Raw genomic sequence first — 24,462 nt, forward strand, 5'->3', positions numbered from 1 at the left:
ACTTGTCGTCACACTAGGCGACTTCAAATTAGTCTGGTATCGGTCTGTATTACCAAGCTGCATCAAAAAAAGCAGAATAATGTCTTATCTTGATAACATCCGAACCTTTGTGCGCGTCTATGAACTGGGCAGCATGTCTGCGGCTGGGCGGGACCTGAGGATTTCTCCGGCGGTCACCTCGTCGCGGATTTCCCAGCTTGAAGAGTATCTTGGCGTTCGATTGTTTCAGCGGACCACGCGCAATCTGAACGCGACAGAACAAGGCAAGGCGTTTTATCGCGGCGCATGTGAAGTGCTGGAATCAGTGGAGGCAGCCGAGGCGCAAGTGATCGAGATCACGGATCGTCCGAAAGGATCGCTATATGTCGCGGCCCCCCTTGGGGTTGGGCGACGGTTGATCGCCCCTCAGGTGCCAGCATTTCTGGCAGAGTATCCGGATGTCAGTTTGCGCCTAAGACTGACAGACCGCAAAGTCGATCTGACGACCGAAGGCCTGGATCTTGCGTATTTTCTTGGCCAACCCGAGGACAGCAATCTGCGGATCAAGAAGATTGCCGATGTGCAGCGGGTGCTTTGTGCATCCCCGGATTATGTTCACAAACGCGGGCATCCCCGTTCCGGCGACGAGATCGTCAACGGCAAGCACGAATGTCTCAATCTACGCTTTCCCGGCGCAACGGAGTTCCAATGGCCCCTGATGACCGAGGCCGGACCGAAACGGTTCAGGGCGTCCGGACGCTACGAATGTGATGACGGCGACATCCTTGTCGATTGGGCGCTTGCCGGTCATGGCATAACACTGAAGCCCGTCTTTGAAGTGGCAGATTATCTAAAGTCAGGTGCCTTGGTGGTGGTAGGTGAGGAAACGCCGCCCGAACCTATTCAGATGGCGTGTCTTTTCACACATCGGCGTCATCAGGATCCAAAGACCCGCCTGTTCATGGAGTTCATATCCGACCGCATCGGCGATGCGATCAAGCATACGAAACTGCCCGATCAACTGCCGCGATAGGTTGCGTAGCTGAATGGCGAAAGCAGCAGGGGCACATGATAATGTTGGGCTTCGGACATGCCGAACCGAATCGGGATCACGTCCAGAAATCTGGGCTCTTCGGGTGGCGTGCCGGTCCGGTCGAGGTATTCGCCAGCATAAAATACCAGTTCGTAGACCCCGGTTTCGAACTCTGCGCTTGGCAGGATTTGCGCGTCCGTCCGGCCATCGTCATTGGTAACGACGGTTTTCAGAAACTCACGGTCTGGCCCGACAAGACGAAACAGGTCGATCTTCATCCCTTCAGCCGGGCAGCCTCGGGCTGTGTCAAGGACATGGGTGGTCAGATATCCGGACATGAAACGCTCCTTTGTTTTGTACATTCTGGCAAAACCGGCGATTTTTCACAAACCTCGCAGCACTGAATACTGCTTCGTGTTTATTTTGAAAAACAAATGCATTGTTCTGATCTACAAGTACATCACCAAGGAGGGCATGTAGTGACACAATATCCACGCGACATGACAGGCTATGGCGCGACACCGCCTGCCGCAAACTGGCCCAACGGCGCAAAGATCGCGGTACAGATCGTTCTGAACTATGAAGAGGGCGGCGAGAACAACATTCTGCATGGCGATGCGGCATCAGAGGCGTTCCTGTCGGAAATCACGGGTGCGCAACCCTGGCCCGGCCAGCGTCACTGGAACATGGAGACGATCTACGAATACGGGTCGCGTGCCGGGTTCTGGCGTATCCACCGTATGCTGGGCGACCTGCCGATCACCGTATACGGCGTAACCTCTGCTCTGGCCCGCGCGCCGGAACAGGTGGCAGCCATGAAGGCCTCGGGCTGGGAAATCGCCAGTCACGGCCTGAAATGGATCGAGCATAAGGATATGTCCGAAGAAGAAGAGCGCGAAACCATTGCCGAGGCTATCCGCCTGCATACCGAAGTCACCGGTGAGGCACCGCGCGGCTGGTATACGGGCCGGTGTTCCAACAACACCGTCCGGCTTGCCGCGGAAACCGGTCAATTCGCCTATGTTGCGGACAGCTATGCCGATGATCTGCCTTACTGGATGCAATTCGACGGGCGCGACCAGTTGATCGTGCCCTACACGATGGATTGCAACGACATGCGGTTCGCCATTCAGGCAGGCTTTACCTCCGGGGATCAGTTCGAAGCCTATCTCAAGGACAGTTTCGATGTCCTTTACGAAGAAGGCTGTGCCGGCGCCCCCAAAATGCTGTCGATCGGCCTGCATTGCCGTCTGATCGGGCGTCCCGGCCGCGCTGCCGCTTTGCGGCGTGCTCTCGAACATTTCAAATCACACGAAGGCGTCTGGTTCGCGACCCGCCTGGAGATTGCCGAACACTGGGCAAAGGAGAATCCGCCAATGCATCGTACCCGCCCCTCCGAGATGGACCGCGAGACATTCGTCTCGGAATTTGGTGGCATTTTCGAACACAGCCCATGGATCGCAGAGGGTGCCTATGAGCTTGAGTTCGGCCAGACCCATGACACCGCCGCAGGTGTGCATCAGTTGCTGGCGCGTGTGTTCCGCAGCGCCTCCGAAGACAAGCGGCTTGGCGTGTTGACAGCGCACCCGGATCTGGCGGGCAAGCTGGCAGAAGCCAAGCGTCTGACAGCAGAATCCACGGCCGAGCAAGCCTCTGTCGGGCTGGATTCGCTGACCGACGAAGAACGCGCCACGCTGACCGAGATGAACGAGACCTATACGGGAAAATTCGGCTTTCCGTTCATCATCGCCGTTCGGGACAACACCAAGGCGTCGATCATCGAGGCGTTCCGCCGCCGGATCGACAACGACCGCGCCACCGAGTTTGCCCAGGCCTGCCGTCAGGTCGAACGCATTGCCGAGCTTCGCTTGCAGGAGAAGTTGGGAAAATGACACATCGTATCAAAGCCGCGCCGCTCACCGCCGAGGCATTCGCCCCCTATGGCGATCTGATGGACGCGTCGGGCAGCCCGGATAAAATGATCAACCAGGGCAAATGCGGACGATTCCACGACAAAGCCCTGCTTGATTTTTCTGACGGGCGCGCCGGGATCAGCATTTTCAAAGGCGAAAAGGAAAGCTTGCCCTTGTCGCTTCAGCTGGTCGAACGGCATCCGCTCGGCAGCCAGGCCTTCGTGCCGATGTCCGCCGATGCCTTCCTTGTGGTTGTCGCGCGTGACGAGGACGGTGTTCCCAAAGACCCCAAAGCCTTTCTGACGGCACCGGGACAAGCGATCAATTTTCACAAAGGCACATGGCATGGCGTTCTGACGCCCTTGTCCGAACCGGGCCTGTTCGCCGTCATCGACCGCATCGGTGACGGCGCAAATCTTGAAGAGCATTGGTTCAAAGAGGAATTCATCATCGAGGAATGACAAAGGCGGTTGGCAGAAAGCCAGCGCCGAACAACTCTCAGGGGAGTAAATAAAGAATGGCAGACACATCCATAGGGACGCCGGAACAGCTTCGGGATCCGAATTACACGCCGGCGCTTCACCGCGCCATTCCGCTGGGCATCCAGCACGTTTTGGCCATGTTCGTCTCGAACGTGACGCCGGCGATCATCATCGCAGGTGCCGCCGGTTTCGGCTTTGGCTCTGATGCTGGGGCGCAGGGCTTTCCCGACATGACCTATCTGATCCAGATGTCGATGCTGTTCGCAGGTATCGCCACGCTGTTTCAGACCATCGGCATGGGACCGGTCGGCGCGCGCCTGCCCATCGTTCAGGGCACGTCGTTTGCATTCATCCCGATCATGATCCCACTGGTCGCAGGCAAGGGGGTCGAGGCACTGCCCGCCCTGTTCGGTGGTGTCGTCATCGGCGGCCTGTTCCACACCTTCATCGCGACGTTCATTGGCAAGATCCGCTTTGCCCTGCCGCCGCTGGTCACGGGCCTTGTGGTCACGATGATCGGTCTGGCGCTGGTCAAGGTCGGCATCGAATATTCCGCGGGCGGCGTGCCTGCCAAGGCGTCCGATCTGCCGGAATACGGCTCTTTGCTGAACTGGTCGGCGGCGCTGGTCGTGGTCTTCGTGACACTGGCGCTAAAGTTCTACGCCAAGGGGATGCTGGCCGTGTCGGCGGTCGTCATCGGTATCATCGTTGGCTATTTCTACGCCATGGCGATGGGCATGGTCACGTTTGAGGGTATCGCGCAAAGCTGGGAACGGGCCGCGCCGGTCGCACTTCCGATCCCGTTCAAATACGGGTTCGAGTTGAGCTTTGCCGCGATCGTCGGGTTCTGCCTGATGGCGTTCGTGTCGGCGGTCGAAACCGTGGGTGACGTTTCGGGCATCACCAAGGGCGGTGCCGGCCGGGAAGCGACCGAAGCAGAAATCTCCGGTGCGACCTATGCCGACGGTGTCGGTTCGGCGGTTGCGGGCGTGTTCGGCGGGTTTCCCAACACATCGTTCAGCCAGAATGTCGGTCTGATCGCCATGACCGGCGTCATGAGCCGCCACGTTGTGACCATCGGCGCAATCTTTCTGATCGTCTGCGGTCTGATCCCCAAGGTCGGTGCGGTTATTCGCACGGTTCCGATCGAGGTTCTCGGCGGCGGTGTTGTCGTGATGTTCGGCATGGTCGTGGCTGCCGGCATCTCGATGCTGTCGGACGTGAACTGGAACCGTCGCAACATGGTGATTTTCGCAATCTCACTGTCCGTCGGTCTGGGTCTGCAACTTGACCCGAAAGCGGTTCAGTATCTGCCGGACACTTTGCGGATCCTGATGACATCTGGTCTGCTTCCGGCTGCGCTGATCGCCATCGTCCTGAACCTGATCTTGCCGGAACAACTGTCTGACGAATCGACCGATGAGGTGTCCGGCGGTTGGTCCGGGCATGGCGAAGGATCGCTTGGCGGGGAATAACTGCACTATCAACGGCCTCATCGCTCGCAGAGCGATGAGGCACCTCAACAAGAGGCGTTCCGACTTTGAACCATGTCTACATGGCGCTCACAGGTGAACTAGGAATTTTCGCTGTTCAGCGCGCTCGGTTTCGGTCCGCCGGTTGCCCAGTCCAAAAGCTCGACCGTGTGTACAATCGGCACACCGGTGCCTGATCCGATCTGCATCATGCAGCCAATATTGCCGGCTGCGATGATGTCAGGTGCCAACTTTTCCAAAGTCTCGACCTTGCGGGTCTTCAACTGCCCCGAGATTTCTGGCTGCATAAGGTTATAGGTGCCCGCAGAACCGCAGCACAGGTGCGAATCCACAGGCTCGACCACCTTGAACCCGGCCCGTTTCAACAGCGTTTTGGGATGCGTCTTGACCTTCTGGCCGTGCTGCAAGGAACACGCCGCGTGATAGGCAACGGTTACGCCCTTTGCACTGCCTTCGGGCATGTCCAGCTTCATCAAAAGCTCGCTGACATCCATGGCAATCCCAGAGATGCGCGCGGCATCATCGGCCAGTGGTCCGTTGCGGAACATGTGATCGTAGTCCTTTACGGTCGTGCCGCAGCCCGAGGTATTGATGACGATTGCATCCAGCCCGGCGCCGTCCATCTCATTCACCCAAGCGCGGATATTCGCGGCGGCAGAGCCATGCGCCTCTTCCTCGCGGCCCATGTGATGGGTCAGCGCGCCGCAGCAGCCTGCACCCTTGGCGACAACGACCTCACATCCCAGCCGACGCAGCAGGCGGATGGTGGCGTCATTGATGTCCGTGTTCAGTGCCTTCTGTGCGCAGCCGGTCATCAGCGCCACACGCATTTTGCGCGCAACGGTCGGTGCGAAACTCTGAGGGTCGTCGTTACGGCTGACCGGCGGGATATGTTTCGGTGCCATCTTCAGCATCGCTTGCAAGCGCGGGTCCGGGATCAGCCGGGCAAAGGGACGCCCCATCTTTGCGGCGAGCAGCGCCAGCCGGAAACGGCCCGGATAGGGCAGGATCTTGGCCAGCGTCCAGCGCAGCGCCCGGTCGTGCCAGGGCCGCTTGTAATGCTGTTCGATATAGGCGCGCGCGTGATCCACAAGATGCATGTAATGCACACCCGAGGGGCAGGTGGTCATGCAGGCCAGACAGGACAGGCAGCGGTCGATATGGCGAACGGTCTTTTCGTCCGGCACACGTTCGTTTTCCAGCATGTCCTTGATCAGGTAGATACGGCCACGCGGGCTGTCCAATTCGTCGCCCAGCACCTGATAGGTCGGGCAGGTCGCCGTACAGAACCCGCAATGCACGCAGGACCGCAGGATCTCGTTGGACCGGGCGGTGTCGGGATCTGTCAGCTGCTCGGGTGTAAACGTCGTCTGCATCGCGTTATCCCATCAGTCCGGGGTTCAGAATGCCGCGCGGATCGAACTTCGCGCGCAGGCCATCGGAAATCTTCGCAAGGGGGGCAGGTTCCGGGTGGAACACACCCAGCCGCGTTTTGGTCTCGTCCGCCGCGCGGATCAGCGTGGCATGGCCCGCGAACCGCCCAAGATCGGCGCGCAGGTCGGTGCCTTCGGTGACGCGCAGCCACACCAGCCCGCCGCCCCAGTCGAACAGCGCATCCAAAGGGTCGGCCAGCGCCACCAATCCCGGCGCGTCGCTGGGTTTGACCGAAAGCCGCCAGACATCGCTCGGCTGGCCAACAAAAGGTGCTACATCGCGAAACCTGGACCAGTCAACTTCGGCCACCTGCCAGTCGCCATATGGCTTCAGCAGCTCGCACAGGGCGTTCGCCCGGTAGGCCACCGACTCCGAGAAGCCTTCGATCCGCAAGAGTGTCACAGCTTGATCTGCGTGCCGGTCACTGTGATGCGCCGCGCCGTTGACCTCGAAAGGGGATCCCAATGCAGCAGACATCGCCCGCACGGCGGTGGCTTCGTCAAGCCCGTTGGCGCGGATCGTCGCGGTAGCACCCGGCGCAGGCAGTACCTTGAACGCGACTTCGGTCAGCACACCCAATGTGCCGTAGCTGCCCGCCATCAGCTTTACCAGGTCATAGCCGGTGACGTTTTTCATCACGCGGCCACCATTTTTGATCGCAGTGCCCATGCCATCGACATAACGCACCCCGATCAGGGAATCCCGACACGCCCCGGCCTGCACCCGGCGCGGCCCCGAGACATTGGCTGCCACCACGCCGCCAATCGTGGGGGTGCCCTTTGTTCCTAACAGCGCACGGTGATCCATCGGCTCAAACGGCAGGCGCTGGCCTTCGTCGGCCAACACAGCCTCGACTTCGGCCAAGGGGGTGCCGGCCTTGACCACCAGCGTCAGCGCCCCCGGCTCGTACAGGCTGACACCAGTCAACCCGGCCACGGACAGCGCCTCGCCCGCGGGCGGCGTGCCAATCGGGCGTGTCCCGCCACCACGGATTGCCAATGGGCCGGGGGCCGCCCTGATCATCTCGGCAAGTTCGGTCTCTGTCTGGGGTTGCATCGTCACCGGTTCCTGATTTCCTGACGGAGGGCGTGCGGCCATCACTCTGCCGCCATCCGCGTCGCGCGCCGCGCCTCGGAAGACGCCAGCGGAAACACTTTGGCAGGGTTCAGCAGCCAGTCTGGGTCGAATACATCCTTCACCGCCATCTGCGCTTCCATGTCCAAGGGGTCGAACTGATCGACCATAAGGTCACGCTTTTCAATGCCAACGCCGTGTTCGCCTGTCAGGCAGCCACCGACCTCGACACAGAGCCGCAGAATTTCGGCACCCATCGCCTCGCACAGCTCCAGATCGCCGGGTTTGTTGGCGTCGAACAGGATCAGCGGATGCATATTGCCGTCGCCTGCGTGAAACACATTCGCCACGCCAAGCCCGTATTGCTTCGACAATTCACCGATGCGGCGCAGAACCAACGGCAGCGAAGTCACCGGGATCGTGCCGTCGAGACACATATAATCGTTGATTTGCCCCATCGCACCGAAGGCCGATTTGCGCCCCAGCCAGATCCGCGCGCTTTCTTCTTCGGATTGGCTTTCGCGTAGCTCCACCGGGTCGTGCCGCCGCGCAATTTGCAGAATCAGGCCAAGCTGTTCGTCAATCTCGGCGGGCGAGCCTTCGACTTCGACAATCAACAACGCCTCGCACATCGGATAGCCGGCATGGGCGAAGGCCTCGCAGGCCTCGATGCAGGGCCGATCCATGAATTCGATGGCAACGGGCAAAACGCCCGCCTTGATGATGTCTGACACACATTCGCCCGCGACCTCGTTCGAGGCAAAGCCCATCAGCACGGGCCGCGCGCCTTCGGGTTTGGGAAGGATGCGCAGCGTGGCTTCTGTCACCACCCCCAACTGGCCTTCGGATCCGCAGATCACGCCCAGCAGGTCCAGACCGCCCGCGTCCAGATAGGCACCGCCCATTTCGACCACCGTGCCATCCATCAGCACGACGGTCGCACCCAGCAGATTGTTCGTCGTCACCCCGTATTTCAGGCAATGCGCCCCGCCGGAATTCATCGCGATGTTCCCGGCAATCGCGCAGGCGAGCTGCGAGGATGGATCGGGCGCATAGAAGAACCCGTTTTCCTCAACAGCACCCGTGACCGACAGGTTGGTGCGCCCGGTCTGTACGCGGATGAAGCGGTTGTCGTAATCGGTCTCCAGCACTGCATTCATTTTCGCCACGCCCAGGATCACGCAATCCGCCGTGGGCAGCGCGCCGCCCGCCAGCGACGTACCAGAACCGCGCGGCACCACCGGCACGCCCTCTTCGTGGCAGATGCGCAGAACGGCCGAGACTTCCTGGGTGGTCGAAGGCAACACAGCCGCCAGTGGTGGACAACGATACGCGGTCAGAGCGTCGCATTCATAGGCGCGCGTTTCCGATTCTTCTGAAATCACCGCCGCCTTGGGAAGCACCTCTTGCAATCGCGCCACGATCCGGCCCTTGCTTGCCAGGATCGACGTGTTCGGTTCTGGCATCTGCATGTCGTCCCTCCTTTTCGAAACTGGTAAATAAATATAACCAATTTTTCCATCTGGCAACCCAAAGCACAGGGATTTAAGGTCGCAAGCATGGACTGGACCGAACCTTTCTTGCTGTTTTCGCCACTGGATTTATTGGCTCTCGTGCTGCTGTTCCTTGCATGGGCGTCAATCAGTGTGTTGACGGAACACCCACCGGCGTCGCGGCCCTCTGTGTCGGTTCTCATGGCAGAATATCGACGTGACTGGATGAAGCAATTCGTAACTCGGGATCCGCGGGTCTTTGATGCCCAGATCATCTCGAACCTGCGGCAGGGCACGGCATTCTTCGCGTCGGCCAGCATGATTGCCATCGGCGGTGGTCTGGCACTGATCGGCAATGCGGAACGGCTGACCGGCGTTGCAGAGAATCTGACACAGACCAACGCGCCGGAGGTGTTCTGGGAAATCAAACTGGTTGTGATCCTGTTGTTTGTCTCCAATGCCTTTCTGAAGTTTGTCTGGTCGCACAGGTTGTTTGGCTATTGTTCGGTCCTGATGGCCGCCGTTCCGAACGACATCTCGGATCCAAACGCCTATACCCTGGCGGCGAAGGCGGCAGAGATCAACATCACCGCCGCGCGCGGCTATAATCGCGGACTGCGCAGCGTCTATTTCGGCATCGGTGCGTCTGCTTGGTTGCTGGGTGCCGTACCGCTGTTGCTGGCGATCTTTGCGACATTGATCGTGATCGTCCGCCGGGAATTCGCGTCGGACTCGCGGCTTGTGTTGCTGGATAGTCCCGGCAACAAAGCTCACACGCAGACGTGAGTGCGCCCGCCTGCGCGGAATGTTAGCCTGTTCGGTATGAAAACAGCCGCTCTTCTTTTTGTCCTCCTGCCGTTTGGGTCACTGGCGCAAGCGGACTCGCCCCGGATCGACGCCGTGGAGGCCGTGAAATCCGGTATGGGGTGGCGGTTTTCCGTTACCATCTCGCATCCCGATAGCGGTTGGGATCATTATGCCGATGGGTGGGAGGTTGTGGATGCCGACGGCAACGTGCTGGGCTACAGAGAATTGATGCATCCACATAAGAATGAGCAGCCATTTACCCGGTCACTCAATATGGTCATCGTGCCTGATGGCGTCCGCGAGGTCTACGTCCGCGCCAGATGCTCGGCCGAAGGGTGGTCAGGCGACCCGACGCCGGTGACGCTGTCGCCCGGTGGATGAATGGCCCGTGCCTAGGCAGGTATCCTCGTTGCCGGCGCATTGTGATCCAATGGCCTAGCTTCGTCCCTCGCGCAGCCAAGCACCAACAATCAACGCTGACGCCAGAAGCAACACCAGCCACGCAGGCAGCAGCGGCGTTTGCATGACATCCTGTGTCCGGAACGCATCGCGCGGGGTCAACCCGATCCAGCCGCGCCCGGCCGCAGGGCGGCCTTCGCGCACGTCGCGCAGGACAGGCAGACCCGCCTCAAGCCGGGGCGCACCACCGCGCATCGTGTCGATCACCGGCTGCAACAGATCTGCCGTCGCGATGGTCTGCTCAAACTCGCGCGGGGCTGCGGGGCCAAGGCCGATGACGCTTTCGATCTCGCCATCTGTCAGCCGATACAGACCGATTTCCGGCCCTTCATACATGGCTTCGAAGCGCCCCGGTGACACCTCTTCCAGCGGCAGGACTTCTGTCTCGCCATCCGGGCGGGTGATGGTGACGGGCCCTGCGGTTTCTTCCAGGGTGCGGCGGACAATACGCATGGTCTGGCCGGTCGGGTCGGCCCAGAGCGCCTCTTCCTCCAGCTCGGGTTCCTTCATCATCCAGTGGGCAAGACGGCGCAGAAGCTCCAGTTGCGGCCCGCCTCCTTCAAACCCCCGGTTCCACAGCCACGCATGATCCGAGGCCAGCAGCGCCACGCGCCCCTCGCCAACCCGGTCAAGCACCAGCAGCGGGCGGTCCTCCACGCCGGACATGACAACCTTGCCGTCTGTCGTGGTGATGTCGATCTGGCGCAGCCAGCGGCCCCAGCTTTCGGGATCGCCCAGCCCGTCTGTCACCGGGTGGCGCTGGCCGAGTTCGGTCACTTGCGGACGGTAGCCTTCTTCGATCACGCGCGCCGTCGGCTCCGCAGGAAGGATTGTTCCAAGCGGCGACCTGTAAAGGCTGTCCGCACTGGCGAAATCCGGCCCGGCGGCGACCAGAACGGCCCCGCCACCCGCCACATAATTGCGCACGTTATCAAGGTAGAGCGACGGCAGGATGCCGCGCCGCTTGTAGCGGTCAAAGATGATGAGGTCGAAATCCTCGATCTTCTCAAGGAACAGTTCGCGCGTCGGAAAGGCGATCAGGGACAATTCCGTGACCGGCACGCCATCCTGTTTTTCAGGCGGTCGCAGGATGGTGAAATGCACCAGATCCACCGACGAGTCCGATTTCAGCAGGTTGCGCCATGTCCGCCCGCCGGCATGCGGCTCGCCCGAGACCAGCAGCACACGCAGACGGTCGCGCACGCCGTTGATCTGCACAAGGGCGGTATTGTTGCGATCGGTCAACTCGCCCTCCGCTTCCGGCACGGAAAAGCGGATGACGTTGCGCCCGCCATGGGGCAGGGTGACGGGCAGTTCGATGTCCTGACCCAGCGGCACCTGAAAGCGCTGCGCCTCCCCGCCGTCGATGGAAATGTCCAGCGGGGTCAGCCCGGCGGCACCGGGCACCGCGCCGCTATCCTCGATCTTCAGGGTCAGCGTCACAGGCTCGCCAAGAATGGCAAAGGCAGGCGCATTTCGCACGATCAAGCGGCGGTCCCAGTCGGTTTCTTTGCCGGTCAGCAGCAGATGCAGCGGCGCAGGCAGATCGGGGCTGCGTTCCAGATCGTGCAACCGCCCGTCCGACAATAGCAGAATCCCTGCGATCCGGGCGCGCGGTTCTTCCGCCAAGGCAGCATTCAACGCGGTCATGATCTGGGTGCCAGCGTCTTCCGCGCCGTCGCCCACGTCAATCCGGCGCAATTCGGTGTTGGGACGCGCCTCGATCCGGGCGGCAAGCGTGTCGGCGGCCTCTTGCGTGACCCCGGCACGGTCGGCCAGCGTCTGGCTGGCGCTTTTGTCGACCAGCATCAGGACAATATCGGACAGGGGCGCGCGATCCTCCACCTGCCAACTGGGCTGCGCGATGGCCCCGATCAGCGCCAGGGCCGCCAAGGCCCGCAGCGCCCAGCCCGACAAGCCGCGCCAGACCGCCAGAAAGACGCCAAACGCGGCAACGGTCGCGAGAACGGCCAGGACAGGCCAGGGCAGAAGCGGGTCAAAGAGGATGTTGCCGGTCATTGGCCCAACCTGTCCAGAAGTGCGGGGACATGCACCTGATCGGATTTGTAGTTGCCGGTCAGCACATGCATCACAAGGTTAACGCCGAAGCGATAGGAAAGCTCTCGCTGCCGTTCCCCGGCATAGCCACGCCCCACCGGAAACAGCGGCGCACCGCGCGCGTCCATCGCCCAGGCTGCGGCCCAGTCATTGCCGCCGATCACCACAGGCGTCACGTTGTCGTTGAGGTTGCGGAACGGCATCCCCTCGACCAGTTCGGCATCTGGGGGGGCGGCCTCGACCCAGACATCGCGGATATTATAGCGGCCGGGGAAATCCTGAAGCAGATAGAACGTGCGCGTCAGCACATGATCGGCAGGCACAGGTTCCAGTGGCGGAATGTCCAAAGGCGCAGCCAGCGCCTGTAGCTTGCGGCCATTCGGGCTGCTGGCACCAAAGCGGGCCACATCGGCATCGCGCGTATCGAACAGGATCATGCCGCCCGAGCGCAGATAGGCATTGAGCTTTGCATATGCCTCGTCCGAGGGGGTTGGCTGATCGGGCGTAATCGGCCAGTAGAGCATTGGAAAGAACGCCAGCTCGTCGGTTTCGAGGTTCACGCCGATCGGATCGGCGGGCTCGACCGAGGTGCGGAAAAACAGCGTTTCCGACAGGCCGAACAGCCCGGCCTGTGCCATGTCATCCAGCGCGGTGTCGCCGGTCAGCACATGCGCCAGCGTGACTTCGGATGCGGCGCGGATCGCGAACGCCTCTTCACTGGTGGATTGCGCGGGCGCGTCCTGTGGCATCAGCATGAGGGCCAGCCCCGCAACGGTTGGTCCCGCGCCGCGCAATCGCCCAGACAGCGCAAGGCTGGCGATCACATCGGCCACCAACAGCAGTGTCGCCAGGGCCAGCAAATATCCCGCGAGCGGGGTCTCTTTGGGACGCACCAGCCCGCCGACCGCGATCCGCGCAGGCCATGCCATCGCGGCAAGCTGAGTATCCGCGCCGATCACGTTGCGCGCAAGGCTGCGATCCTCGCCTTTGTACAGACCCGGTTGCAGATCCGATCCCAGCGGTGCCCCGGCCAGATCTTCGCCTGCCACGCCGGGCAGATTGTCAGCCTTTTCCAGCTTGCCAAACCCATCGAGCACAGAGACCGGTTGCCAGATTGTGCCTGCCAGATCTTCGGCATCCGGCGACTCGCTCGCTGACGAGACCGAGAGCCGTTCCAGCATCCGCACGAAGAGACCGGAAAGCGGCAGGCTCGACCATTCGGCATTGGCGGTGACATGCACCAGCACGACCTGTCCGGCACCGATGCGCTTGCGCGTCACCAGCGGCGTGCCGTCCGTGAGCGCCGCGATAACGCGGTCGGCCAGCGTCGGGTCCGGCTGGGCCATGACCTGAGCAGACACAGTCACTTCGCCTGTCACCGGCAGGCCGAAAAACGGGCTGTCTTGTGGAAAATCGGCGAGTTCCTTGGGTTCGCCCCAACTCATTGCCCCGCCGACCGTGCGGCCACCGGCGCGCAGGCGCACGGGCATCAGCGGGTCTTCGGCCGCGCGGCTGACATCGCTTGCGGCCAGCCGCGGCCCGGCAAAGCGGAGCAGCATGCCGCCCTTGTCCACCCATTCCAGCACGGCGGTTTCCTCGGCCTCTGACAGGGTTGCGACATCGGCCAGGACGATCACATCGGGGTTGGCGGGCAAGACGTCCAGCAGCGCGCCATCCAGCAGGTCGGCGGTGGGGGCCAGCGCCTTGGTCAGGTAGTGCAGGGGCGACAGCAGCTCCAGCCCTTCGCGGTTCTCCCGCCCGGCGATCAGCGCAACTTCGCGCCGCCGCAAACTGTCATCGGGCAATGTCACGGCACCCGCGCTGCGCTGGCCTTCGATTTCAAACCGGTCCACGCGCGCGCGCAGTTCCGAAGGCAAGGAAAGCTCGACAGTCGCGGTAGTTTCGTCAGCGGCGAATGTTGCAGGGACCCGCGCCAGAACCGCCGGGCGGCCCGCAGGATCAAGGCCATGCGCTGCGATCGAGATTGTACGCTCGCCACTGGCACCGAGGCGCTGCGCCGTCAGCACCACATTGCCTGCGTCAAACCCTGCCGGATGCAAGGCGATCAAGCTGCGCGGGCTTTCGACCACCCGAACCTCGCCCCGGTCTTTCAGCGCGGTCAGCAATTCCGAACGGCTTTCGCGCGCCAACCCGTCGGACAGCCAGAGCGTATCAAACGCCCCTTCGGGCAGAATCTCTGTGCTGCGGGTCATATCGGCCTCTGTCGGTTCCCATGCGGCGGGAAGGATCCCGCCGAGGCGCGCACGGACCGTATCGGCGCTTTGAAACGCGGTCTGCTCGGGCGCAGTCAGGCGGATCAGCGCAACCGGACGGCTTTCCCGTGTGGCCTGCGCAAGGGCTGCGTCCAGCGCGTCTTGCCGGGCGGTCCAGTCGGCGGCGCTGGCCCAGCTTGCATCCATGACAATCAGAAGTGGGCCGCTGCCGGCCTGGTCCTCGGTTTCGGGGTTCAGCACGGGACCAGCCAGTCCGACGATCACCGCCGCCACGGCCAGCATGCGCAGCAGCAACAACCACCACGGCGTCCGGTCGCTGACCTGTTCGTCATCCTTCAGCCCAAGCAAAAGAACCACGCCGGGAAACAGCCGCCGCACCGGGGCGGGCGGCACCGCGCGCAGGATCAGCCAGAGGATCGGCAGCGCCAGCAAACCCAGCAGCAACCACGGCGCGGTGAAACCCAAAGAGCCCAGCGTCAGCATCTAGCGGCCCCCATCAATGGCGCGCCACATCCACAAAAGCGCCGATTGCGCGCTGTCGCTGGTGTGGTGGGTGTGGAATTGCCAGCCGGTCAGGCGGCACAGTTGCGACAGCTCTGCCTTGCGGCGCGCCAGCCGTTCCAGATAGCGGTCCCGCAATTCGGCGGCCTTCAGCGTTTCATGCCGGACGGTGTGTCCGACGCTTTCAAAGATCGTCCGACCCTTGAAGGGAAAGCTTTCCTCCAGAGGATCGAGCACCTGAAGCAACACCCCGCGCACCCCGCGATCCGCCGCCTTTGTCAATGCGTGGGTGATCGGGTCGATATTGCCAAGGAAATCCGAGGCAAAAACGGCGCGCGAATGCGGCAGCATCCCGCGGGCTTCGGGCGCAGCAAAATCTTCATCCGTATCATGGCTGAACGCCTCTGCCAGCCGGGCGATCTGCACCTCGCCACTGCGCGGCGGCAGGTGGCCACCGGTCAGGCCGACACGTTCGCCTCCCCGCAACAGCATGATTGCACAGGCCAGCGTCAGCAGCCGCGCCCGGTCAGCCTTGCTGGGCAGGTTCTTGTCGGACTGGAACCGCATGGAGGCCCCCTGATCGACCCAGAGCATCACGCTTTGCGCGATTTGCCATTCCCGCTCGCGGACGAATTGGCTGTCGCCACGGGCAGAGCGTCGCCAGTCGATCATGCGCAGACTGTCGCCGGCTTGCACGGGCCGGTATTGCCAGAAATCATCCCCCAGCCCGGCGCGGCGCCTGCCGTGTTCGCCCAGCAGCACGGTGCCGGCCAGATGCTCTGCCCGCGCCAGAAGCGGTGGCAGGTGGCTGGCTTCTTCCTCGGCGCTTTGGCGCAGGGGGATGACTTGGCTCACGCGGCAGCCTCGGCACCGATAAGACCGGTTGCCACGCTGTTGATAAGATCCGGCAGGCTTTCGCCCCGTGCGCGCGCCGAAAAGCCAAGCGCCATGCGATGCGTCAGCACCGGCTGCGCAAGGTTCAGCACATCTTCGGGCGATGGCGCAAGTCGCCCCTGAAGCATTGCGCGGGCGCGAACGGTCAGCATCAGTGCCTGCGCCGCACGCGGGCCGGGGCCCCAGGCAACGGTGTCGCGCACACGCTCGCTTGCGGTGGGGTCTTCGGGGCGGAAGGCGCGGACCAGATCAAGGATTATCTCGACCACGGCATCCCCGACAGGCATCCGGCGCAGAAGCGTTTGGGCCGCGACAAGCTCTGCCGCTGTGAAGACCTCATGCGCGTCTTCTTCTGTCACGCCCGTGGTGGCCAGCAGAATGTCGCGTTCGGTGTCGCGGTCGGGATATTCCACGTCGATCTGTACCAGAAAGCGGTCAAGCTGCGCCTCGGGCAGTGGATAGGTGCCTTCCTGTTCAATCGGGTTCTGGGTGGCCAGCACATGAAACGGCGCATCAAGGGGCCGGTTTTCGCCCGCGACTGTGACCATGCGTTCCTGCATCGCCTGCAACAGCGCCGACTGGGTGCGCGGACTGGCGCGGTTGATCTCATCCGCCATCAAAAGCTGGCAGAAGATCGGACCCTGGATGAACCGGAAGGCGCGGCTGCCATCGGCGGCGGTATCCAGCACTTCAGAGCCCAGAATATCGGCAGGCATCAAATCCGGCGTGAACTGCACCCGGTTGCCTTTCAGCCCCATCACCGTCGAAAGCGTCTCGACCAGCCGGGTCTTGCCCAGCCCCGGCAGGCCGATCAACAGCCCGTGCCCGCCGCACAGAAGCGCCGCCAGAACCAGCTCCACCACCCGTTCCTGACCGATGAAGCGGCGGGTGATCGCTTGCTTGGCAAGGGCCAGCTTTTCCTCCAGCGCCTCGATTTCGGCGACCAGATTTTCGGCATCGGCCATGACAGAACTCCCTTGAACACTAGCTTATATGCCATGAGTGTATCTCGCAGCACGGAAATGGCAAAAGCAATGAGCGGACAAAATATCGTGACACCGACGGCAGAGACATTGGCCAGCGCAGCAAAGGCCGCGAAAAAGGGCAAAGGCCTGCCACCCGTACACCTGTGGAACCCGCCGTTTTGCGGCGATCTGGACATGCGCATCGCGCGGGACGGGACGTGGTTTTACCTTGGCACACCGATTGGCCGGAAGGAACTGGTGCGTTTGTTCTCGACCATTCTGCGCCGGGACGGCGACGATTATTTTCTTGTCACGCCGGTCGAAAAGGTCGGGATTACCGTCGATGACGCGCCGTTCGTGGCGGTGGACTTCACCGTCGAGGGGCAGGGCGAGGCGCAAACCCTGACATTCGAGACGAATGTCGGCGATTTTGCGCAGGCCGGAGCAGAACATCCGATTCGCGTGGTTCGGGATGCCGAAACAGGCGAACCGTCGCCCTATGTGATGATCCGCGCCGGGCTGGAGGCGCTGATCGACCGCAAAAGCTTTTACCGGTTGGTGGATATCGGCGCGCATCACGACGTCGACGGCCAAAGCTGGTTCGGCCTCTGGTCCGGCGACACGTTCTTTCGGGTCATACCGTCGGCGGATCTGCCCGGCTGACGGCGCAGCTTAATGCGCTTCAGCCCAGCTTGCACCTTGTCCCGCATCGACCACCAGTGGAACGTCCAGATGCACGACCGGGTCGGCTGCACCCTCCATCACCTTGCGGGCCGCATCAATCAGCGGTTCGGCGGCGTCCTTGTCGACCTCGAACAGCAATTCGTCATGGACCTGTAACAGCATTTTTGCGGGCAGATCGGCAATCGCGTCCGGCATGCGGATCATCGCGCGGCGGATGATGTCGGCGGCAGTGCCCTGGATCGGCGCGTTGATCGCAGCGCGTTTGGCAAAACCCGCGCGCGGGCCTTTGGCGTTGATCTCGGGCGTATGGATCACGCGGCCGAACATCGTCTCTACCCGGTCATGTTCGCGGGCAAAGGCGATGGTCTGATCCATATAAGTGCGGATGCCGGGGAAGCGTTCGAAATAGCGGTCAATAAAACCCTGCGCCTCGGCCCGCGGGATGCGCAGATTGCGCGCGAGACCAAAGCCGGAAATGCCGTAGATCACGCCAAAGTTGATCGCCTTGGCCTGACGGCGCACCTCCGGTGTCATTTCGTCCATCGGGACGTTGAACATTTCAGACGCGGTCATGGCGTGAATGTCCTGCCCGTCGCGGAACGCCTGTTTCAGCGCGTCGATACCCGCCATATGGGCCAGAATGCGCAGTTCGATCTGGCTGTAATCGAGGCTGACCATTACCTTGCCCTCTTCGGCGACAAAGGCTTCGCGGATGCGACGGCCTTCCTCGCTGCGCACGGGGATGTTTTGCAGGTTGGGATCGGTCGAGGCGAGCCGTCCGGTCGCCGCACCCGAGATCACATAGGATGTATGCACGCGCCCGGTTTCGGCATTGATATGTTCCTGCAACGCATCTGTGTAGGTCGATTTCAGCTTCGACAACTGCCGCCAGTCCAGCACCCGGCGCGGCAATTCATGCTCTGTCGCCAGATCCTCCAGCACGTCGGCACCGGTGGCATAGGCCCCGGTCTTGCCCTTCTTGCCGCCCTCCAGTCCCATCTTGTCGAACAGGATCTCGCCCAGTTGCTTGGGGCTGCCGACATTGAATGTCTCGCCCGAAAGCTCGTGGATTTCGGCCTCCAGCCCGGCCATCTTCTGGCTGAACGCGTTGGACATGCGGCTGAGTGTGTCGCGGGCAACCTTGATACCCGCCATCTCCATCTCTGCCAGCACCGGCACCAGGGGCCGCTCCATCCGTTCATACACCCGCGTCACGCGCGCCTTGTGCAATTGCGGCTTGAAGATCTGCCACAGGCGCAGCGTGATGTCGGCATCTTCGGCGGCGTATTTTGTGGCCTCGTCAATCGGCACAAGATCAAAGGTTTTCTGGCTTTTGCCGGTGCCCAGCAATGTCTTGATCGGGATCGGCGCGTGGTTGAGGTAGCGTTCCGACAGCGTGTCCATGCCATGCCCGTGCAGGCCCGCATTCATCGCGTAGGACATCAGCATCGTGTCGTCGATCGGTGCGATCTTCACGCCGTGACGCGCAAGGATCTTGGCGTCGTATTTCATGTTCTGGCCGATTTTCATCACCGCCGAATCTTCCAGCAGGGGGCGCAGCGCATCCAGCACCTCGTTGACGCCCATCTGCCCCTCGGCCAGCGCGTCAGAGCCAAACAGATCACCGCCGCCAGCGTCCTTGTGGATCAGCGGAATATAGCAGGCCTCACCTGCCTCAACACAAAGCGAGATGCCCACCAGATCAACGCGCATCTCGTTCAGGCCGGTGGTTTCGGTATCTACCGCGACCCAGCCATGCGTCCGCGCCTTTTCGATCCAACGGGCCAGCGCGGCCATGTCGCGCACGCATTCATAGGTGGAGGAGTCGAATGGCGGCGCTTCGGCGGCGTTCTCGGGCGGGTTGGCACCCTCGGGGGACGTGTCGGGGATGACCGGCGGTTCGACATCCAATGCGTCGGCAATGCGCTTGGTCAGGGTGCGGAATTCCATCTCCGTCAGGAAGCTTAACAGGGTCTCGGGGTCGGGTTCCTTGACCTCCAGATCGTCGAGCGTGAAATCCAGCGGCGTTTCGCAGTCCAGTTGCACCAGCTTCTTGGACAGTTCGATCTGCGCGCGGTTGTCCAGCAAGGTCTGCCGCCGCTTGGGTTGCTTGATCTCCTCGGCGCGGTCCAGCAAATCCTCCAGCGTGCCGTATTCGTTGATCAGCAAGGCGGCTGTCTTGATCCCGATCCCCGGCGCGCCCGGCACGTTATCAACGGAATCCCCGGCCAGCGCCTGCACATCCACCACGCGATCCGGCCAGACGCCGAATTTCTCGAACACGCCATCGCGGTCAATGCGCTTGTTCTTCATCGCATCCAGCATCTCGACGCCGTCGCCGACCAGCTGCATCAGATCCTTGTCCGAACTGATGATCGTCACCCGGCCGCCTGCTTCGCGCGCTTGACAGGCAAGGGTCGCGATCATGTCGTCGGCCTCGAACCCTTCCAGCTCTTTACAGGCGATGTTGAACGCCTCGGTCGCTTGCCGGGTAAGCGGGATTTGCGGGCGCAGGTCTTCGGGCATCGCCTCGCGGTTGGCCTTGTACTGGTCGTACATGTCGTTGCGGAACGTGTGACTGCCCTTGTCGAAGATCACCGCGATATGGGTGACATCGCCGCCTGCGTTGCCTTCGACATACTTTTGCAACATGTTGCAAAAGCCCGATACTGCGCCGATCGGCAATCCGTCCGATTTCCGCGTCAGCGGCGGCAGCGCATGATACGCCCGAAAGATGAAGGCCGATCCGTCGATCAGATGCAGATGACAGCCCTTGCCGAATGCCATGTCGCGCTCTCCCATTCATTTTCTACGGGCATCGAATTCTGCCAGTCTGGCCGGACACGGCCCGACATCCGAAACGTGCCGTGACGGCCCTTGCGATGCCCGGTCACGGCTGCTGCGCCGGACCGAAACGGCCTAGACCTTGTCTTCGAAATCCTTGTGGACGTATTTTGCGTCGCAATAGGGGCATTCGACAAAGCCGGTCTCATGCGGGATCTGAAGCCAGACACGCGGATGCCCGGTTGCAGCACCACCACCGTCACAGGCGACGCGAAAGGTGTCGACGATCTTGATTTCCGGGGCTTGCGTTGTCATGTGCTGCGTTCCCTTTTCGCTGGCGATGCACTAGGTGCGTTATGGGCGATTGCGGGTAGAGGAGCAAGACCGAGCAATGACACAAGACGCGATCCGCATTGAAGGCCTGCGCAAAACCTATGGCGGTACGGGGCGTACCCCTGCCAAAGAGGCGCTGAAAGGCGTTGACCTGACCATACCCGCCGGATCGGTGTTCGGATTGCTGGGGCCGAACGGCGCGGGCAAGTCCACACTGATCAACATCATGGCCGGGCTGGTCATCAAAACGGCGGGCAAGGTGACGATCTGGGGCTTTGATCAGGACCGCAATCCGCGCCAGTCGCGGGCGGCCATCGGTGTGATGCCGCAAGAGCTGAACCTTGATCCGTTTTTTACCCCGCGCGGCGCGCTGGAGGTTCAGGCCGGGCTTTACGGCGTGCCGAAATCGCAGCGGCGCTCTGACGAAATCCTGAAGATGATCGGGCTGGAGGACAAGGCCGAGGCTTATGCCCGCACCCTGTCCGGCGGGATGCGGCGCAGGCTGTTGCTGGGCAAGGCGCTGGTGCATGAGCCGCAAGTGCTGGTGCTGGACGAACCCACCGCAGGCGTCGATATCGAGTTGCGCCAGATGTTGTGGAACAATGTCCGCCGCCTGAACCGCGAGCGCGGCATGACGATTATCCTGACCACGCATTACCTCGAAGAAGCCGAAGAGATGTGTGACGAGATCGCCATCATCAACAAGGGCGAGGTCGTGGCCCGTGACAGCACCGACAATCTGCTCAACCATCTGGACGCGCGCACGATGATCATCCAGCCCGACGGTGATGCGGCAGGGCTGCCGCAGGCACCCGGCGTCGAAGTGCAGCGCCGTGAGGACGGGACGCTGGCGCTGAATTACCGGTCTGGGCAGATCGCGGCCGATGACGTGTTGCAGGCGGTGCGGGATGCAGGCATCCGCATTCGCGATGTGCGCACCGAACAGGCGGATCTGGAGGATGTGTTTCTGGAACTGACGCGCAGCCGTTAACGGCGCTCGCGAGAGTCCTTCAGCAGCGTCTCGATTTCAAGCAGCCGGGTCAGCACCTCGTCGCGATAGCTGTCGGTCCGCTCGTCATTTTCGGCTTGATGGGCGTCCTGCATCGAGTTCACGATCAGGCCGACGACAAGGTTCACCACGGTGAAGGTCGTCACCAGAATGAACGGCACGAAAAAGGCCCAGGCGTAGGGGTAAACCTCCATCACCGGGCGCACGATGCCCATCGACCAGGATTCCAGCGTCATGATCTGAAACAGCGAATAGGCCGATTTCGCCAATGTGCCGAACCATTCGGGGAAGATCGCCCCGAACAGCTTGGTCGCCATGACCGCGCCGATATAGAAGATCAATCCGGTCAGCAGAAAGACCGACCCCATGCCGGGCAGGGCGCTCATCAACCCTTCGACGACACGGCGCAGCGACGGTGTGACCGACAGGACGCGCAGCAGCCGCAGGATCCGCAGCGCGCGCAGAACGGACAGGCCTTGCGCGGCCGGGATCAATGAGATGCCGACGATGGTGAAATCGAAGACATTCCAGCCATTGCGGAAAAAGGCCGGGCCGCGGGCAAACAGCTTCATCGCGATTTCGATCACGAAAATCGACAGGCAGATCTGATCCAGCGCGTGAATCAGCCCGCCAAAGCGAGCCATGACCGGCGCTGACGTCTCAAGCCCCAGAATGACCGCGTTGAACAGGATCACCCCAAGGATGAAATTCTGCACCGAGGTGCGATCAATCATTATCCCAACGCGCGCGCGTATGGTCATAAGTCTGCTGCTCCGTCGTTTCCGTGTCGCCGATCATGCGTTTGGCCCATATGGGGGCACAGGATGGCCCGCACAAGATGCCGTTCAGGTGCCGTCGGCGGGTGCCAGCATCCGGCCCAGCGGCCGTCCGCCGAGAATGTGGACATGCAGATGCGGCACTTCCTGAACCCCGGCCTGCCCGGCGTTCGAGATCGTGCGGTATCCGCCGTCCTGAAGGCTTTCCATTTCGACAATACGTCCGATCGTGCGGTTGAAATCGACAATCTCGGCATCCGAGGCATCGCGCGCGAAATGATCGTAACAGACATACGCGCCCTTCGGGATCACCAGCACATGCACGGGTGCCTGCGGATAAAGATCCCGAAAGGCCAGCGTATGTTCGGTCTCCAGCACTGTTGTATTGGGGATCTCGCCGCGCAGGATTTTCGCAAAGATATTCTGGTCGTCATAGATGTAGGGCATGTTGTGTCCTTGGTCGTTGGTTCAATCGGCAAACAGGTGTTCTGTCTGTGCAATCTCCATCGCCTTATCCTGCGGCAAAGACAGGAATTCCGCCAGCACGCGGGCATTCGTCCTGGGCGCATCCGTTTCCCGCATGCGGCCAAGGTTGGCGAAGCCCGCATCGCGGATGCGGTCGGATTCGTGTTCGATATCCAGTCGGATGGTGGGCAGGATGGCGTTTAGTGTCTCTGTTGGCGTGTGATCGCCGGCCAACCCGACGCGCGCGGCATGGCCGATCAGATAGTCGTCACTGAACTGGCATTCGACATCCAGCAAGCGTGTGACAGACCGATCGCGGCAGAAGTCTTCGAGAAGGTCGATATTGGCCGGATCGATGCAAACGATCAGGCGGTCCGTATCAAAATAATCGAACAGCATCCGCATCAGCGACCGTCTATGACGGTGTCGTTTGCCAAGCGACGTCTGAATATTGCCAAGTTCGGGCAGCCAGGCCCCCTCTTCGTTGAACAGGTATTCGATCACGGGAATGTTCGTCGTTTGGCGGATGCGCTCCAGCAGACGTTTGGCGACGTGCCATTTCTTGCACACGACGATCAGAAGTTCCCGCTCGCGCCCAAAGCTTGCTTCCTTTTCCCAAAAGCGCGGGGCAAAACGTCGCCCGATCCGCCCGCGCCCCGTCAGAAACCTGAAAAGCGACTGACCTTCGTTGGAAATCGCGAATTCTGTGCCCTTGGACGCATAAAGCGCGCCAAGCCTGCGTTTCAGCTCTGTCGCTTCGGTACTGATCTTGCGGGCGAACAGAAAGTCCTGCCCCAGAAGAAGATCATAGTGATCGTTGTAGAACGTCACCGGCATGCCATAATCCGAAAACATCAGAAATGTCAGCGACCGGTTGTTGATCTCGGTTTCCGGCACCAGATGGCGCACGAGCGTCTGAAAGAAAGTCTCGTCCGGGATCCAGGTGGTCGAAAAGAACCGCGTCACGTCACGTCGTTCGGAGATGAAGCCGAGGATCATTTCCACCGTCCGGCGGCGCAGGCACCACCACTGGCTGCCGATCATAACGTCGATGTCATGCGGAATCCTGCGTTTCAGCCCCAACCGCTTCTGCAAAGCGAACATGGTGTAGAATCTTCGCTTCTGCGTACGTTCGTTGAACCAGTGGCGATAGATCAGCCGTTCTTCCTTCCAGCCGGTCTTGATCCAGTCGGACTGAAAATAGTCATAGCTTTCGATATAATCGACTTCGTGACGATCCAGGAATTCATGCGCGTATTCCGCAGACTTGATGGCCATGCAATCGCCTGACAGCATGTAGAAATGCGTGGCGCGCGGAAACGCCTCGACCGCGGCGCTGACGGCGTTCAGTGTCGCCCGCACCAAAGACCATTCCCCCCAACCGCATTTCACGCGTTTCCGGGCGAATGTGACATTCGGGTTGTCATCCAGCGCCGCACGGATCTGCCGGTACGCTTCCGGCGTGGCGCGTGCGTCGAAATGGATCGCCATGTAATCGCCTGCGGCGGTCAGGCTTTGTGCCTGCCGGATGATGGCGTCAGGATCTTTGTGACACAACAATATGAAGGCAATTCTTGCCATTCAGAGAACCA

General features: G+C 61.4%; 21 protein-coding genes. 8 read left to right on the top strand and 13 right to left on the bottom strand.

Annotated features, from left to right (window positions below; translation table 11 throughout):
* Positions 1 to 79 precede the first annotated feature (79 nt).
* Positions 80 to 1,012, top strand: a complete 933-nt coding sequence (locus tag DMZ65_RS05090) for a LysR family transcriptional regulator (protein WP_116597832.1) — start codon at positions 80 to 82, stop codon at positions 1,010 to 1,012.
* Here the strand turns inward: DMZ65_RS05090 and uraH are convergent.
* Positions 997 to 1,350, bottom strand: a complete 354-nt coding sequence (gene uraH / locus DMZ65_RS05095; RefSeq protein WP_116598130.1) for a hydroxyisourate hydrolase — start codon at positions 1,348 to 1,350, stop codon at positions 997 to 999. The genes DMZ65_RS05090 and uraH overlap by 16 nt on opposite strands.
* 141 nt (positions 1,351 to 1,491) lie before the next feature.
* On the opposite strand from uraH, the gene puuE reads away from it, so the two are divergent.
* The 3 genes from puuE to DMZ65_RS05110 are packed head-to-tail and all read left to right on the top strand — an operon-like array spanning position 1,492 to position 4,882.
* A complete protein-coding gene (puuE, locus tag DMZ65_RS05100; RefSeq protein ID WP_232824895.1) occupies positions 1,492 to 2,904 on the top strand; it encodes an allantoinase PuuE in 1,413 nt (470 codons plus the stop codon).
* Positions 2,901 to 3,386: an ureidoglycolate lyase gene (locus tag DMZ65_RS05105; protein ID WP_116597834.1), complete on the top strand. Its 486-nt coding sequence runs from the start codon at positions 2,901 to 2,903 to the stop codon at positions 3,384 to 3,386. Before puuE ends, DMZ65_RS05105 begins: the two co-directional genes overlap by 4 nt.
* 56 nt (positions 3,387 to 3,442) lie before the next feature.
* Positions 3,443 to 4,882 carry a uracil-xanthine permease family protein gene (locus DMZ65_RS05110; protein WP_116597835.1) on the top strand — a complete coding sequence of 480 codons (1,440 nt, stop codon included), beginning with the start codon at positions 3,443 to 3,445 and terminating at the stop codon, positions 4,880 to 4,882.
* A gap of 98 nt (positions 4,883 to 4,980) precedes the next feature.
* Here DMZ65_RS05110 and glcF read toward each other — a convergent pair whose 3' ends face one another.
* From glcF to DMZ65_RS05125, 3 genes are read right to left on the bottom strand one after another with little or no spacing between them, the layout of a single operon-like run.
* On the bottom strand, positions 4,981 to 6,276 hold the full coding sequence (gene glcF / locus DMZ65_RS05115; protein WP_116597836.1) for a glycolate oxidase subunit GlcF: 1,296 nt from the start codon (positions 6,274 to 6,276) through the stop codon (positions 4,981 to 4,983).
* Positions 6,277 to 6,280: 4 nt separating this feature from the next.
* Entirely contained in the window at positions 6,281 to 7,390 is a 1,110-nt protein-coding gene (gene glcE / locus DMZ65_RS05120) for a glycolate oxidase subunit GlcE (protein ID WP_116598131.1), read from the bottom strand.
* 41 nt (positions 7,391 to 7,431) lie between these two features.
* The gene (locus tag DMZ65_RS05125) at positions 7,432 to 8,880 is read right to left on the bottom strand and encodes an FAD-linked oxidase C-terminal domain-containing protein (RefSeq protein WP_116597837.1); all 1,449 of its coding nucleotides are present in this window, start codon (positions 8,878 to 8,880) and stop codon (positions 7,432 to 7,434) included.
* Between the two features lie 87 nt (positions 8,881 to 8,967).
* Between DMZ65_RS05125 and DMZ65_RS05130 the strand changes: the two genes are divergently transcribed.
* Both DMZ65_RS05130 and DMZ65_RS05135 read left to right on the top strand, forming a co-directional pair.
* Positions 8,968 to 9,687: a DUF599 domain-containing protein gene (locus DMZ65_RS05130; protein WP_116597838.1), complete on the top strand. Its 720-nt coding sequence runs from the start codon at positions 8,968 to 8,970 to the stop codon at positions 9,685 to 9,687.
* Between the two features lie 36 nt (positions 9,688 to 9,723).
* Positions 9,724 to 10,089 (top strand): hypothetical protein, encoded by a 366-nt coding sequence (locus DMZ65_RS05135; protein ID WP_116597839.1) that lies wholly within the window; start codon positions 9,724 to 9,726, stop codon positions 10,087 to 10,089.
* Between the two features lie 54 nt (positions 10,090 to 10,143).
* Here DMZ65_RS05135 and DMZ65_RS05140 read toward each other — a convergent pair whose 3' ends face one another.
* Genes DMZ65_RS05140 through DMZ65_RS05155 form a run of 4 tightly spaced genes read right to left on the bottom strand, consistent with a single transcriptional unit; the run spans position 10,144 to position 16,819 of the window.
* Entirely contained in the window at positions 10,144 to 12,186 is a 2,043-nt protein-coding gene (locus tag DMZ65_RS05140) for a glutamine amidotransferase (protein ID WP_116597840.1), read from the bottom strand.
* Positions 12,183 to 14,942: a DUF4159 domain-containing protein gene (locus DMZ65_RS05145; protein ID WP_116597841.1), complete on the bottom strand. Its 2,760-nt coding sequence runs from the start codon at positions 14,940 to 14,942 to the stop codon at positions 12,183 to 12,185. The genes DMZ65_RS05140 and DMZ65_RS05145 overlap by 4 nt, the downstream gene beginning before the upstream one ends.
* Positions 14,943 to 15,815, bottom strand: a complete 873-nt coding sequence (locus tag DMZ65_RS05150; protein ID WP_116597842.1) for a DUF58 domain-containing protein — start codon at positions 15,813 to 15,815, stop codon at positions 14,943 to 14,945.
* Positions 15,812 to 16,819, bottom strand: a complete 1,008-nt coding sequence (locus DMZ65_RS05155) for an AAA family ATPase (protein ID WP_116597843.1) — start codon at positions 16,817 to 16,819, stop codon at positions 15,812 to 15,814. The genes DMZ65_RS05150 and DMZ65_RS05155 overlap by 4 nt, the downstream gene beginning before the upstream one ends.
* Positions 16,820 to 16,888: 69 nt before the next feature.
* On the opposite strand from DMZ65_RS05155, the gene DMZ65_RS05160 reads away from it, so the two are divergent.
* Positions 16,889 to 17,482, top strand: coding sequence for a DUF1285 domain-containing protein (locus DMZ65_RS05160; protein WP_116598132.1), 594 nt, complete (start codon positions 16,889 to 16,891; stop codon positions 17,480 to 17,482).
* 9 nt (positions 17,483 to 17,491) lie between these two features.
* Here the strand turns inward: DMZ65_RS05160 and polA are convergent, their stop codons facing one another.
* Positions 17,492 to 20,290 (bottom strand): DNA polymerase I, encoded by a 2,799-nt coding sequence (gene polA / locus DMZ65_RS05165; RefSeq protein WP_116598133.1) that lies wholly within the window; start codon positions 20,288 to 20,290, stop codon positions 17,492 to 17,494.
* 132 nt (positions 20,291 to 20,422) lie between these two features.
* On the bottom strand, positions 20,423 to 20,602 hold the full coding sequence (locus DMZ65_RS05170; protein ID WP_084350663.1) for a zinc-finger domain-containing protein: 180 nt from the start codon (positions 20,600 to 20,602) through the stop codon (positions 20,423 to 20,425).
* A 76-nt stretch (positions 20,603 to 20,678) separates the two neighbouring features.
* Here DMZ65_RS05170 and DMZ65_RS05175 point away from each other — a divergent pair, with 76 nt between their 5' ends.
* Positions 20,679 to 21,611 (top strand): ABC transporter ATP-binding protein, encoded by a 933-nt coding sequence (locus DMZ65_RS05175; protein ID WP_116597844.1) that lies wholly within the window; start codon positions 20,679 to 20,681, stop codon positions 21,609 to 21,611.
* Here the strand turns inward: DMZ65_RS05175 and DMZ65_RS05180 are convergent.
* The 3 genes from DMZ65_RS05180 to DMZ65_RS05190 form a co-directional block, all read right to left on the bottom strand.
* Positions 21,608 to 22,390 (bottom strand): ion transporter, encoded by a 783-nt coding sequence (locus DMZ65_RS05180; protein WP_116597845.1) that lies wholly within the window; start codon positions 22,388 to 22,390, stop codon positions 21,608 to 21,610. The genes DMZ65_RS05175 and DMZ65_RS05180 overlap by 4 nt on opposite strands.
* Positions 22,391 to 22,474: 84 nt before the next feature.
* Positions 22,475 to 22,852: an HIT domain-containing protein gene (locus tag DMZ65_RS05185; protein ID WP_116597846.1), complete on the bottom strand. Its 378-nt coding sequence runs from the start codon at positions 22,850 to 22,852 to the stop codon at positions 22,475 to 22,477.
* Positions 22,853 to 22,873: 21 nt separating this feature from the next.
* Positions 22,874 to 24,451 (bottom strand): DUF5928 domain-containing protein, encoded by a 1,578-nt coding sequence (locus DMZ65_RS05190; RefSeq protein ID WP_116597847.1) that lies wholly within the window; start codon positions 24,449 to 24,451, stop codon positions 22,874 to 22,876.
* Between the last annotated feature and the right edge of the window lie 11 nt (positions 24,452 to 24,462).

This window comes from Primorskyibacter marinus, from assembly GCF_003313245.1.
Classification (GTDB): domain Bacteria; phylum Pseudomonadota; class Alphaproteobacteria; order Rhodobacterales; family Rhodobacteraceae; genus Primorskyibacter; species Primorskyibacter marinus.